Source organism: Leifsonia sp. NPDC058292, from assembly GCF_042880955.1.
Lineage (GTDB): Bacteria > Actinomycetota > Actinomycetes > Actinomycetales > Microbacteriaceae > Leifsonia.
This window is the reverse complement of sequence record NZ_JBHVYL010000014.1, coordinates 37,359-50,674: the sequence shown is the minus strand read 5'-3', so window position 1 is coordinate 50,674 and position 13,316 is coordinate 37,359. Positions and strand designations below refer to the sequence as shown.

9 protein-coding genes are annotated in these 13,316 nt (G+C 68.2%); 7 read left to right on the top strand and 2 right to left on the bottom strand.

What is annotated here, in order from left to right; translation table 11 throughout:
• Positions 1 to 24: 24 nt before the first annotated feature.
• The 4 genes from ACFVWR_RS09875 (at position 25) to ACFVWR_RS09860 (ending at position 6,261) form a co-directional block, all read left to right on the top strand.
• Entirely contained in the window at positions 25 to 3,429 is a 3,405-nt protein-coding gene (locus ACFVWR_RS09875; RefSeq protein WP_387210628.1) for a pyruvate carboxylase, read from the top strand.
• An 81-nt stretch (positions 3,430 to 3,510) separates the two neighbouring features.
• Positions 3,511 to 4,818 (top strand): AAA family ATPase, encoded by a 1,308-nt coding sequence (locus tag ACFVWR_RS09870; RefSeq protein WP_387210625.1) that lies wholly within the window; start codon positions 3,511 to 3,513, stop codon positions 4,816 to 4,818.
• A 46-nt stretch (positions 4,819 to 4,864) separates the two neighbouring features.
• Positions 4,865 to 5,356, top strand: coding sequence for a peptide deformylase (gene def / locus ACFVWR_RS09865; protein ID WP_387210622.1), 492 nt, complete (start codon positions 4,865 to 4,867; stop codon positions 5,354 to 5,356).
• Between the two features lie 59 nt (positions 5,357 to 5,415).
• A complete protein-coding gene (locus tag ACFVWR_RS09860; protein WP_387210620.1) occupies positions 5,416 to 6,261 on the top strand; it encodes an NAD-dependent epimerase/dehydratase family protein in 846 nt (281 codons plus the stop codon).
• A 20-nt stretch (positions 6,262 to 6,281) separates the two neighbouring features.
• Here ACFVWR_RS09860 and ACFVWR_RS09855 read toward each other — a convergent pair whose 3' ends face one another.
• Positions 6,282 to 8,111, bottom strand: a complete 1,830-nt coding sequence (locus tag ACFVWR_RS09855) for an AMP-dependent synthetase/ligase (RefSeq protein ID WP_387210617.1) — start codon at positions 8,109 to 8,111, stop codon at positions 6,282 to 6,284.
• A gap of 151 nt (positions 8,112 to 8,262) precedes the next feature.
• On the opposite strand from ACFVWR_RS09855, the gene ACFVWR_RS09850 reads away from it, so the two are divergent.
• From ACFVWR_RS09850 to ACFVWR_RS09840, 3 genes are all read left to right on the top strand, one after another.
• Positions 8,263 to 9,213, top strand: coding sequence for an ROK family glucokinase (locus tag ACFVWR_RS09850; RefSeq protein WP_387210614.1), 951 nt, complete (start codon positions 8,263 to 8,265; stop codon positions 9,211 to 9,213).
• A 9-nt stretch (positions 9,214 to 9,222) separates the two neighbouring features.
• Positions 9,223 to 9,912 (top strand): lysophospholipid acyltransferase family protein, encoded by a 690-nt coding sequence (locus tag ACFVWR_RS09845; RefSeq protein ID WP_387210611.1) that lies wholly within the window; start codon positions 9,223 to 9,225, stop codon positions 9,910 to 9,912.
• 134 nt (positions 9,913 to 10,046) lie between these two features.
• Positions 10,047 to 11,375: a class II 3-deoxy-7-phosphoheptulonate synthase gene (locus tag ACFVWR_RS09840; RefSeq protein WP_387210608.1), complete on the top strand. Its 1,329-nt coding sequence runs from the start codon at positions 10,047 to 10,049 to the stop codon at positions 11,373 to 11,375.
• Between the two features lie 18 nt (positions 11,376 to 11,393).
• On the opposite strand, the gene pknB is transcribed toward ACFVWR_RS09840, so the two are convergent.
• Positions 11,394 to 13,304 (bottom strand): Stk1 family PASTA domain-containing Ser/Thr kinase, encoded by a 1,911-nt coding sequence (gene pknB, locus ACFVWR_RS09835; protein ID WP_387210605.1) that lies wholly within the window; start codon positions 13,302 to 13,304, stop codon positions 11,394 to 11,396.
• Positions 13,305 to 13,316: the final 12 nt, after the last annotated feature.

The following is a 13,316-nucleotide window of genomic DNA, read 5'->3' as shown; positions in this document are numbered from 1 at the left end:
CCGACCCCTGCTCGAAAGGTCCCAATGTTCCGTAAGATCCTCGTTGCCAATCGCGGTGAAATCGCCATCCGAGCTTTCCGCGCCGCCTATGAACTGGGTGCCCAGACGGTGGCCGTGTTCCCGTACGAGGACCGCAACTCGATGCACCGGCTCAAGGCCGACGAGGCGTACCAGATCGGCGAGCCCGGTCATCCTGTGCGCGCTTACCTGGATGTGAAGGAGATCATCCGGGTCGCCCTCGAGTCGGGCGCCGACGCGATCTACCCGGGTTACGGCTTCCTGTCGGAGAACCCGGAGCTGGCCGAGGCTGCCCGGGATGCCGGCATCACGTTCATCGGGCCGGACTCGAAGGTGCTCGAGATGGCAGGCAACAAGGTGACGGCCAAGGAGCACGCGATCGCCGCGGGTGTGCCGGTGCTCGCCTCCTCCGCGCCGTCGCGCGACATCGACGAGCTTCTCGCCGCAGCCGACGGCATCGGCTTCCCGATCTTCGCCAAGGCGGTCGCGGGTGGCGGCGGGCGCGGGATGCGTCGCGTCAACACCAAGGCCGAGTTGCGCCCGGCGCTCGAAGAGGCGATGCGGGAGGCGGACAGCGCGTTCGGCGACCCGACCATGTTCCTGGAGCAGGCCGTTCTGCGGCCCCGTCACATCGAGGTGCAGATCCTCGCCGACAGCGCAGGGAACACCATGCACTTGTTCGAGCGCGACTGCTCGGTGCAGCGGCGCCACCAGAAGGTCGTCGAGATCGCGCCGGCGCCGAACCTGGACGAAGACATCCGCCAGGCCCTCTTCCGGGATGCGGTCGCGTTCGCCCGCTCCATCGGCTACGTGAACGCCGGCACCGTCGAGTTCCTGCTCGACACCGCGGGCGAGCGCGCCGGACAGCACGTGTTCATCGAGATGAACCCGCGCATCCAGGTGGAGCACACGGTCACCGAAGAGATCACCGACGTCGACCTCGTGCAGTCGCAGATGCGCATCGCGGCGGGGGAGACCCTGGCCGACCTCGGTCTCAGCCAGGAGACCGTGCACGTGCGCGGCGCGGCGCTGCAGTGCCGCATCACGACCGAGGACCCGACCGCCGGCTTCCGCCCGGACACCGGGAAGATCACCACCTACCGTTCCCCGGGCGGTGGCGGCATCCGCCTCGACGGCGGCACGATCAGCCCCGGATCGCAGATCAGCCCGCACTTCGACTCGATGCTCGCCAAGCTCATCTGCCGCGGGCGTGACTTCCCCTCCGCCGTGCAGCGGGCACGCCGCGCGTTGGCCGAGTTCCGAGTGCGCGGCGTCTCCACCAACATCCCCTTCCTGCAGGCCGTGCTCGACGATCCGGACTTCATGGCCGGAGACGTCTCGACCTCGTTCATCGAGGAGCGCCCGGAGCTCTTCAAGGGTCGCGTCTCCAAAGACCGCGGCACGAAGGTGCTCAACTGGCTCGCGGACGTGACGGTCAACCAGCCCAACGGCGCGCGCCCGGAGACGGCCGAGCCCACGGACAAGCTGCCGCACATCGACCTCAACGCGCCGGCTCCCTCCGGTTCGCGCCAGCGGCTCCTCGAGCTGGGCCCGAAGGGCTTCGCCGAGGCACTCCGCGCGCAGACGCCGCTGGCCGTCACCGAGACCACGTTCCGCGACGCCCACCAGTCGCTGCTCGCGACCCGCGTTCGCACCAGGGACCTGCTCGCCGTGGCGCCGTACGTTGCCCGCATGACCCCCGAGCTGTTCTCGGTCGAGGCGTGGGGCGGCGCGACGTACGACGTGGCGCTGCGGTTCCTCGGTGAAGACCCGTGGGAGCGTCTCGCCTCCCTGCGTGGCGCCCTTCCGAACATCAACATCCAGATGCTGCTGCGCGGTCGCAACACGGTCGGCTACACGCCGTACCCGACCCAGGTGACCGACGCCTTCGTGCGCGAGGCCGCGGCGACCGGCGTCGACATCTTCCGCATCTTCGACGCGCTCAACGATGTTTCGCAGATGCGCCCGGCCATCGAGTCGGTGCTCGCGACCGGCACCGCCGTCGCCGAGGTCGCCGTCTGCTACACCGGCGACCTGCTCGACCCGGCCGAAGACCTCTACACGCTCGACTACTACCTGAGGCTCGCCGAGCAGATCGTCGAGTCGGGCGCGCACATCCTCGCGATCAAAGACATGGCCGGCCTCCTGCGTCCTTCGGCCGCCGAGAAGCTGGTGGGCGCTTTCCGCGAGCGCTTCGACCTGCCCGTGCACGTTCACACCCACGACACTCCGGGCGGCCAGCTGGCGACCCTGCTCGCGGCGGCACGTGCCGGCGCGGATGCGGTGGATGTGGCGAGCGCACCGATGGCCGGCACCACCAGCCAGCCGAGTGCATCCGCTCTCGTCGCCGCCCTCGCCCACACCGAGCGCGACACCGGCATCTCGCTCACCGCGGTCGAAGACCTCGAACCGTACTGGGAGGCCGTGCGCCACGTCTACAAGCCGTTCGAGTCGGGTCTTCCCGGCCCGACCGGGCGCGTGTACAAGCACGAGATCCCCGGCGGTCAGCTCTCCAACCTGCGTCAGCAGGCGAAGGCGCTCGGCCTGGCGGAGGACTTCGAGCTGGTGGAGGACATGTATGCGGCCGCGAACCGCATCCTGGGCCGCATCCCGAAGGTGACGCCGTCGTCCAAGGTCGTCGGCGACCTCGCTCTGCACCTGGCGGCCGTGAAGGCCGACCCGGACGACTTCGCCGAGAACCCGCAGAACTACGACATCCCCGACTCGGTGGTCGGCTTCATGGCCGGCGAGCTGGGCGAGCTGCCGGGCGGATGGCCGGAGCCGTTCCGCACCAAGGTGCTCGCGGGCAAGACGGTCAAGGTCGGGGTGGAAGACATCTCGGCCGACGATGCCGCCGCGCTCGAAGGGTCGAGCACCGAGCGCCGTACGACTCTCAACCGGCTGCTCTTCCCCGCGCCCACGCGCACATACGAGCAGATCCGCGAGTTGTTCGGCGACCTGTCCGTCGTCGACTCGCTCGACTATCTCTACGGCCTCAAGCAGGGCTCGGAGCACGTCATCGAGTTCAGCAAGGGCGTGCGCCTCTACGTCGGCCTCGAGGCCATCGGCGAGGCGGACGAGAAGGGGATGCGCACGGTCATGACCACGCTCAACGGCCAGTTGCGGCCGGTGTTCGTGCGCGACCGCGGCATCACCGTCGAGACCAAGGCGGCCGAGAAGGCCGACACGGCGAAGCCCGGTCACGTCGCGGCGCCCTTCTCGGGTGTCGTGACGCTGCAGGTCGCGGTCGGAGACACCGTGGCGGCCGGGCAGTCGGTCGCATCGATCGAGGCCATGAAGATGGAGGCGGCCATCACCGCCCCCATCGCCGGTGTCGTCGAGCGGCTCGCCATCCCGAAGACCCAGCAGGTCGACGCGGGCGACCTGCTCGTGGTCGTCACACCCGCATAGCGGGCGCGAAGGCGGGCGGGTCGGCGGGGGCCGCTAAACTGTCCCAGTCGCTTTCACCAGTGGCAGAAGGAGACAGAATCCGTGGCTGACAAGCCTGAGAAGGGTCGCGCGAGCGAGCCTGGCGACGAGCTCGCCGCGACGTCGAGCGATCTGACGATCTCGGTTCCCGAGAACCTCAGCATCGTCGTCGACCTGCCGCCGGCGCCCGCACCCGAGGCCCCGGACGACGAGATCGCCGTCGCCATCGACGACGTGCCGGTGGACCCGGGCTTCGTCGCATCCCCGACCGAGCCGTCGACCATGTCGGTCGCCATCGTCGCGTCGCGTCTGGCGACGGGCCCGACATCGACGCAGCCCGATGCGGCAGCGGAGATCCCACCCCTCCCCGGCACCGACGCGTTCAATCAGTCGCGGCGCGACCGGCTCCGCGGCGAGCACTCGCAACAGCCGGAGCCCGCGGCGATGCTCACCGCCGACAGGCTCCTCGCGGTGAACCGCAAGACGCGCCCCGGCCCCGAAGGCGGTTGGCAGCGTTTCGTGTACGGCATCACCTTCCACATGGTGAACCTCGGCGACTCCGCCAAGGTGCGCGCACGCAAAGAGCTCGACCACCGCATCCAGAAGCAGTTCGAGGGCGGAACCCGCTTCGTGCCGGTGCTGACGCGCAAGGGCGGCGTCGGCAAGACCACGGTCACCACTCTGCTCGGCATGGCGTTGGCAGACGCCCGCGAAGACCGCATCGTGGCGATCGACGCGAACCCCGATCGGGGAACGCTGGCCGAACGCGTCACCAAGCAGACCAGAGCCACGGTGCGGGATGTGGTGCAGAAGGCCCCGAGCATCGGCGGCTTCACCGATTTCTCGGCGCTGGTGTCGCGCGACGAGACGCGGCTCGACATCCTCGCCTCCGACACCGACCCCCTCCTCTCCGAGGCCTTCGACGAGAACGACTACAACGTGGTCGCCGATCTCACGGCGCGGTTCTATTCCATCGTGCTCACCGACTGCGGCACGGGCATCGTGCACTCCGTCATGCGGGCGACCCTGCAGCGCGCCGATTCGGTCGTGATCGTCTCGGGCGGCAGCGTCGACGAAGCCCGTCTCGCGTCTGAGACGCTGACCTGGCTCGAGGCCAACGGATACGGCGACCTGGTGCGCAACGCGATCGTCGCCCTCAACACGGCCACCCAGGGAACGAACCTCGTGAAGCTCGACGAGATCGAGTCGCACTTCCGTTCGCGGGTGCGGGAGGTCGTGCGCATCCCGTACGACCCGCAGCTCGCCGCCGGGTCGGTGGTGTCGTACAAAGACCTGAAGCCGCTCACCAAGCAGTCGGCCCGCACCCTCGCCGCCCTCGTCGTCGAAGGCCTGCCGACCAGTCGCGGCTGATCGCCGCACGTCCCCGCCGCCCCCAGCACCATTCGAGGAGAGACCTGTGACCGAGCGTCAGATCCGCCTGTTCGGCGACCCCGTGCTGAAGACGGTGTCCGACCCGATCGTCGAGGTCGACGACGGCGTGCGCGGACTCGTCGAAGATCTGGTCGACAGCGTGCTCCCGCCCGGCCGTGCCGGCGTCGCGGCGCCGCAGATCGGTGTCAACCTGCGCGCGTTCAGCTACAACGTCGACGGCGACGTCGGCTACGTCATCAACCCGGTGCTCGTCGAGGTGTCTGGTGAACCCGAGCTCGTCGACGAGGGCTGCCTGTCGGTGCCCGGGCTGTGGTTCAAGACGGCACGGTATCCGTTCGCCCGGGTGACCGGCACCGATCTCGACGGCAACGAGATCGAGATCTCGGGAACGGGAGTGCTCGCGCAGGCTCTGCAGCACGAGACCGATCACCTCGACGGAAAGCTCTATCTCGACAGGCTCGACAAGGAGAGCCGGCGCGAGGCGATGAAGCAGGTGCGCGAGAGCGACTGGTTCTAGACCGCCGCCCGGCAGAATCAGGGCACCGTCTCGCCACGTCGCCTCACTAGACTGGCCGAATGCGTATCGCGGTCACCGGTGGATCAGGAAAGCTCGGGCGCACGGTCGTGCGCGAACTCGCAGCGGCGGGCAACGAGGTCATCAATCTCGACGTCGCAGGGGAGCGCGGTCCGTCGTTCGTGAAGGTCGACCTGACCGATTTCGGCGACACGCTGGATGCGATCCTCGGCGTGCAGGACAAGCACACCGGGTTCGACGCGATCGTGCACCTCGCCGCGATCCCGGCGCCGGGCATCCTGAGCGACATGGCGACGTTCCACAACAACATCCGCGTCACCTACAACGTGTTCCACGCCGCGCAGCGCGCCGGGATCAACAACATCGTGTACGCCTCGAGCGAGACCGTGCTCGGGCTGCCGTTCGATGTGCCGCCGCCCTACATTCCGGTCGACGAGGAGTACCCGGCACGGCCGGAGAGCACGTACTCGCTCGTGAAGCACCTCGAAGAGCAGATGGCGATCGAGCTGGTGCGCTGGGATCCGACGCTGAAGATCGTCGCTCTGCGCTTCTCGAACGTCATGTACCCGGAGGACTACGCCCAGTTCCCGTCCTACGACGCAGACGCGCGGGCGCGCAAGTGGAATCTGTGGGGCTACATCGACGCGCGCGACGGAGCCCAGGCCATCCGCCGAGCACTCGAGTGGAACACGACAGGGTTCGACCGGTTCATCATCGCGAACGCCGACACCGTCATGTCCCGGCCGAACGCCGAGCTCGTCGCAGAGGTGTTCCCGGGCGTGCCGATCAAGGGTGAGCTCGGAGTGAACGACACCCTGCTCTCGATCGCGAAGGCTCGCCGAGTGCTCGGGTACGAACCCGAGCACTCGTGGCGCGACCAGGTGTAGCGGCGCCGTCGTAGCGGCCGCTAGTGGGCGAGTGAGATGCCCTGCGTCGCCGGTGCGCCGCTGTAGATTCCGTCGACCACGTCGGCGAAGTCGGTCATGATGACGTTGCGCTTGATGCTGAGCTTCGGCGTCAGGTGACCGCTGGCCTCGGTGAGGTCGGTGGGCAGGATGACGAACTTGCGGATCGACTCCGCACGCGACACGTGGGTGTTGGCGTTGTCGACCGCCCGCTGGATCTCGGCGTTGACCGCCGGGTTCACCGATGCCTCGGCCAGCGTCATCTCCTTGTTCTCCCCATTGTTGGCGAGCCAGGTCGGCAGCATCTCGGTGTCGAGGGTGACGAGTGCGGCGATGAACGGTTTCTGGTCACCGACCACGACCACCTGGCTGACGAGCGGGTTCGCCCGGATGGGGTCTTCGAGCGCCGCGGGGGAGACGTTCTTGCCTCCGGCGGTGACGATGATCTCCTTCTTGCGACCGGTGATCGTCAAGAAGCCGTCGTCGTCGAAGCTGCCCAGGTCGCCGGTGCGGAACCAGCCGTCGTCGAACGCGGCGGCGGTCGCCTCCGGGTTCTTCCAGTACTCCTTGAAGACGTTGATGCCCTTGACTTCGATCTCGTTGTCGTCGGCGAGCCGGAGTGAGACGCCGGGGAGCGCGGGGCCGACCGTGCCGATCTTGAACTTGTCGGGCAGGTTCACGGTGGCGGGCGCGGTGGTCTCGGTGAGCCCGTATCCCTCGAGGATCTTGATGCCGAGGCTGTGGAAGAAGTGCCCGAGGTGCGAGCCGAGCGGGGCCGAGCCCGAGACGGCGTACTTGATGCGTCCGCCCATCGCGGCGCGCAGCTTGCTGAACACCAGTCGGTCGAACACGGCGAACTTCAGTCGCAGGCCGAACGGCACCGAACCGGCCTCGACGGCCTTCGAGTACTCGACGGCCGTCTCGGCTGCCTTGCGGAAGATCTTGCCCTTGCCGCCGGCCTCCGCCTTCTGCTCCGCCGAGTTGTAGACCTTCTCGAACACGCGCGGAACGGCGAGCAGGAACGTCGGTTTGAAGCTCGCGAGCGCCGGCAGCAGCTGCTTCGTGTCCGCCTGGTGGCCGACCTTGACGCCGCCGGTGACGCACAGCACGGCGATGAAGCGCGCGAATATATGGGCGGTGGTGATGAAGAGGAGGGTGGATGCGCCGCCCGGCTGCTGCACGACCTCGCTGAGGGCGTCGGCCGAGTTGCGTGAGAGCTCCACGAAGTTCGCGTGGGTCAGCACGCATCCCTTGGGCTTGCCGGTCGAGCCGGAGGTGTAGATGAGCGTGCCGATGTCGTCGGCGTTCGCCAGGTTGCGGCGACGCTCGATCTCCTCGTCGGGAACGCCGGCGCCCGCTGCCACGAGCTTGTCCAGATCGCCGAGGTGGAGCTGCCAGACGTCGGCGATGAGCGGGAGGTCTGCGTGCACCTCGTCGAAACGGGCGAACATCTCGGGCGTCTCGAGGATGATGGCGACGGCCTCGGAGTCGGTCATGTTCCACTGCACCTGGTGCGGCGACGACGTCTCATAAACGGGAACGAGAACGGCCCCGGCGAACCAGGTCGCGAAGTCGATGAGCGTCCACTCGTAGCGTGTCTTGCACATCAGGCCGATCTTGTCGCCCGGCTGGATCCCGGCGGCGACGAGGCCCTTCGCGAGCGCGATCACCTGGCGGTGGAACTCGGCGGCGGAGATGTCGCGCCAGCCGGCGCCCTCCGGCACGGCGAACAGGGGCGCATCGGGCGTCGCGGCGACGCGGGCGACCAGGAGATCGGTGGCGTTCGCCGTCGGATCGGCGGTGACGAGCGGCGGTGTGTCGAACTGTTTCACGGTAACTCCCTCGGTACCGGTAGGGCGGGTCAGACCCCAGAATGGCCTTCGCCGAACTGGGTAACTACACTCTAGATGGTGCGGATGTGAGTCCTCTGCCCGCGTCGACTCCACCGTCACTCCCACAAACTTCTGAGAAAGGCTGCTGCCTGTGCACGCGATCGGTATCGACATCGGCGGAACCAAGATCGCGGGGGCGGTCGTCGACGAATTCGGCGTCATCGTGCGCGAAGATCGCGTTCCGACGGAGGCGACCGAGCCGATCGAGATCGAGAACGCCGTCGTCGCGATGATCGAGCGTCTGGCCGACGGACCGGAGGTGATCGCCGGGGCCGGCGTCGCCGCAGCAGGGTTCTTCGACGCAGCACAGTCGACCGTGTACTACTCGCCCAACATCGCCTGGCGTCACGAACCGCTGCGCGAGAAGCTCGAGAAGCGCGTCGATCTTCCGATCATCATCGAGAACGACGCCAACGCCGCGGGCTGGGCCGAGTTCCGCTACGGCGCCGGGCGCCTCGTGAGCGACATGGTCATCCTCACCATCGGAACAGGTGTCGGCGGCGCCATCGTCAGCAACGACCGCCTCTTCCGCGGTGGTTTCGGCGCGGGCGCCGAGCTCGGCCACATGCGGGTCGTGCCGGGCGGACTGCCCTGCGGATGCGGTGCCCACGGCTGCATCGAGCAGTACGGCTCCGGCCGTGCCTTGCAGCGGATGGCCAACGAGCTCGCCGACGCCGGCGGCATCGGGCAGTCGCTCGCCGACGTACGCGCGCGCACCGGCTCGCTGACCGGGGCAGACATCAGCGACCTCATCGTGGCGGGTGACGCCGGGGCGCTGGCCGCCCTCCGCCAGCTCGGCGACTGGCTCGGCCAGGCCTGCGCGAGCCTCGGCGCCATCCTCGACCCGCAGGTGTTCGTGTTCGGCGGCGGAGTGGCCCAGGCGGGCGAGCAGTTGCTGGAGCCCATCCGTCTGGCGTACTTCGAGAACCTTCCCGCGCGGGGCTTCCACCCGGAGCCCGAGTTCAAGATCGCCGAACTCGTCAACGACGCGGGAGCGGTGGGCGCCGCCGACCTCGCCCGCCTGCACGCGACAGGGCGTTAGGCTGAGCCGGTGTTCTATTGGCTGATGAAGCACCTCGTCGCAGGTCCCCTGCTCAAGAGCATCTTCCGGCCGTGGGTCATCGGTCTCGAGAACGTGCCGGCCAACGGCGCCGTCATCCTCGCCAGCAACCACCTGTCGTTCATCGACTCGGTCTTCCTGCCGCTCGTGGTCGACAGGCACGTGTCCTTCCTGGCCAAGAGCGACTACTTCACGCGGAAGGGCTTCAAGGGCTGGGCGACCAAGTCGTTCATGCGGGCGACGGGCCAGATCCCGATCGACCGTTCCGGGGGCAAGGCGTCGGAGGACTCGCTCAACACGGGCCTCGCGGTGCTGGCACGCGGCGAGATCCTCGGCATCTACCCGGAGGGCACGCGCAGCCCCGACGGCAAGCTCTACCGCGGCCGCACGGGCGTCGCACGGATGATCCTGGAGGGCGAGGTGCCCGTCGTGCCTGTCGCGATGGTCGACACCGAGAAGATCATGCCCATCGGAACCCGGCTGCCCAAGGTCGGCCGCATCGGCATCGTCATCGGCGAGCCCCTCGACTTCAGCCGCTTCCGCGGCATGGAGGGCGACCGCTTCATCCTCCGCTCCGTCACCGACGAGATCATGTACTCGCTGCACGCGCTCGGCGAGCAGGAATACGACGACGTGTACGCCAGCAGTGTGAAAGAGAAGCGCACTTCGCTTTCACGGTAGGCTCAGATATCCGGCTCGCGCCACCTCGGCCGCCGGGTGACCCCACCGGCGTGCGATGAAGATCGATGCGCCCTGAACTGAGCGGAAGTCCTGTGCTAGACACCACTGATCCCGTCGTGAAGGCTGACGAGTCTGTGATTGCAGGGCTGGACTATTGGCGCACCCTCGAGGTGAAGCAGCAGCCGCAGTGGCCGGATGCCGACGCCGCCGCGGCCGCGTCCGCCGAGATCGCCACGCTGCCTCCCCTCGTGTTCGCGGGTGAGGTCGACCAGTTGCGCGAGCGCCTGGCCCGCGCCGCGGACGGCAAGGCCTTCCTCCTCCAGGGCGGCGACTGCGCCGAGACGTTCGCCGGCGCCACCGCCGACCAGATCCGCAACCGGGTCAAGACCGTGCTGCAGATGGCCGTGGTGCTCACCTACGGTGCGTCCATGCCCGTCATCAAGATGGGGCGCATGGCCGGCCAGTTCGCCAAGCCGCGCTCCAGCGACACGGAGACCCGTGGGGGAGTGACGCTGCCCGCCTACCGCGGCGACATCGTCAACGGCTACGACTTCACCCCCGAATCCCGTCAGGCCGACCCGCGCCGCCTGGTGCAGGGGTACCACACCGCGGCCTCGACGCTGAACCTCATCCGCGCGTTCACGCAGGGTGGCTTCGCCGATCTGCGACAGGTGCACAGCTGGAATCGCGGCTTCGCCGCGAACCCGGCCAACCAGCGCTACGAAGGTCTCGCGCGTGAGATCGACAGGGCCATCAAGTTCATGGAGGCGGCGGGAGCCGATTTCGACGAGCTGAAGCGTGTGGAGTTCTACTCCAGCCACGAGGGCTTGCTCATGGACTACGAGCGCCCGATGACGCGCATCGACTCGCGCACCGGAACGCCGTACGACACGTCGGCGCACTTCGTGTGGATCGGGGAGCGCACCCGCGACCTCGACGGCGCCCACGTCGACTTCCTCTCCCGCGTCCGCAACCCGATCGGCGTCAAGCTCGGTCCGACGACGACGCCCGAGACGATGCTGCAGCTGGTGGACAAGCTCGACCCGAATCGCGAGCCGGGTCGTCTCACCTTCATCACGCGCATGGGAGCGGGCAAGGTGCGGGATGCGCTTCCGCCGCTGCTCGAGGCCATCAAAGCCAGCGACGCGAAGCCGCTCTGGGTCACCGACCCGATGCACGGCAACGGGCTCACCACCCCGACCGGCTACAAGACCCGTCGGTTCGACGACGTCGTCGACGAGGTCAAGGGCTTCTTCGAGGCGCACCGCGCCGCGGGCACGCACCCGGGCGGCATCCACATCGAGCTCACCGGCGACGACGTCACAGAGTGCCTCGGCGGCTCCGAGCACATCGACGAGGCCACCCTGGCCACCCGCTACGAGTCGCTCTGCGACCCGCGCCTCAACCACATGCAGTCGCTCGAACTCGCTTTCCTGGTGGCCGAGGAGCTCGGCTCGCGCTGAGCGGTCGACTTCGCCGGGTCAGAACCCGGCGAAGTTGATCGTGATCGTTGAGCCCTTGGGCTGCTCGGTGCCGGGGTCGGGGCTCACCTTGGAGACCACGAAGGCGGAGGGCGCGACGTCGGCGATCGCGCTGTACTTGAGGTCGAAGCCGGCGTCTTTCAGCGCCTTCTTCGCCACATCCCACGACTTGCCGACAACGTCGGGCACTGCGACGGGCGCCGGCCCCTTCGAGGTCTCGAGCAGGAGGGTGTCGCCCGGCTTGACCGGCGCGTCGCTCTGCGGCTGGGCCGAGATCACGAGGCCCTTCTCGACCGTGTCGCTGTAGCTCTCCGGCCCCGCCGCGTAGAGCAGGTGCACCTTGGTGAGAGCCGCCTGGGCGTCTTCGACCGACATGCCGGCGACCGACGGAACAGACCCGACGGAGACGAGCAGGTTGATCTTGGTGCCCTCGAACGAGTCGCCGCCGGCGGACAGATCTTTGCCGTTCGGGTCGGCTGCTGAGAGCACGACGTCGGCGGGGACCTTCGCGTCGAACTGCTGATCGACGGCGCCGACGGTGCCACCGGCCTTCGTGATGGCGGCCTTCGCGTCGTCGACCGACGTGCCGGCCAGGGCCGGGAGCGTGATCGGTTTCGGGCCTTGCGAGACACGGATCGTGACGGTGCTTCCCCGGTGCGCCGATCCACCGGAGGCGGGGTCGGTGCTGGAGACGAGCCCGGCGCCGACGGTCGTGCTGTATTCCTGAGCCTGCTTGGACTCCAGGCCGAGTTGCTTGAGGGTCTGCGCGGCCTCGGCGGGGGCCTTGCCAGCGAGGTTCGGGATCTGCACCGTCGAGCCGGGGCCGGAACCGAAGTACCAGCCCGTGCCGCCGGCGACACCGGCGAGCAGGATGATGAGAGCGAACAGCCACCAGCCCTTGCCGCGCCGTCGATTGGCTGTCGCCGTCAGCGTGGCGACGCTGTCGGGCGCGCTCGACGCCACCTGCTGGCGGATGGCCGGGTTGATGATCTGGGTGTCGCCGTCGTCGATGCCGGGGCCGAAGGCAGGCGGAAGCACCATGGTCGACTGCAGAGCGGTGGAGTCGCCCCGGATGGCCTTCTCGGCTTCGATGAGACGGTCGAGCATCTCCCGGGCGTCGCGCGGCCGCTGGTCGGGGTCTTTCGCCGTCGCCCAGAGAACGAGGTCGTCGAGCTCGCGGGGGACCGACGGGTTCTTCGCGCTGGGGGCGGGAACCGTGTCGTTCGCGTGCTGGTACGCGATCTGCATCGGCTGTTCGCCCTTGAACGGCTGCTCGCCGGTGAGCATCTCGTACATCATGATGCCGAGCGCGTAGATGTCGCTGCGAGCATCCGCGATGCCGCGCGTCACGAGCTCGGGGGAGAGGTAGGCGATCGTGCCGAGCAGCGCCTGACCGGTGGCCGTGTTGGCGCTCGCGGCGCGCGCGAGGCCGAAGTCGCCGATCTTGATGCGGCCGTCGTCGGCCAGCAGCACGTTCTCGGGCTTGAGGTCGCGGTGCACGATGCCGGCCTTGTGCGCGGCGGCGAGGCCGCTCAGCACGGCTTCCATGATGTCGATCGTCTGCTCGGGCGTCAGCTTGCCGTAGTCCTTGAGCAGGTCTCGCAGAGTGATGCCCGGCAGGTACTCCATGACCATGTAGGCCATGTCGGAGTCTTGGCCCTGATCGAAGACGTTGACGACGTTCGGATGCGCCAGCCGCGCCGCCGAGCGCGCCTCTTGCACGAAGCGGCTCTTGAAGGTGCTGTCGTCGGCGAGATGGCCGTGCATGACCTTGATGGCGACGCGCCGCTCGAGACGCAGGTCGGTGGCGAGATAGACCGTCGCCATGCCGCCACGGGCAATCCTCGAGCGCACCTGATAGCGGCCGTCGATAAGACGTCCGATCATGGGGTCGGTCTGGCTCGTGGTCACGTATCGAGTTTA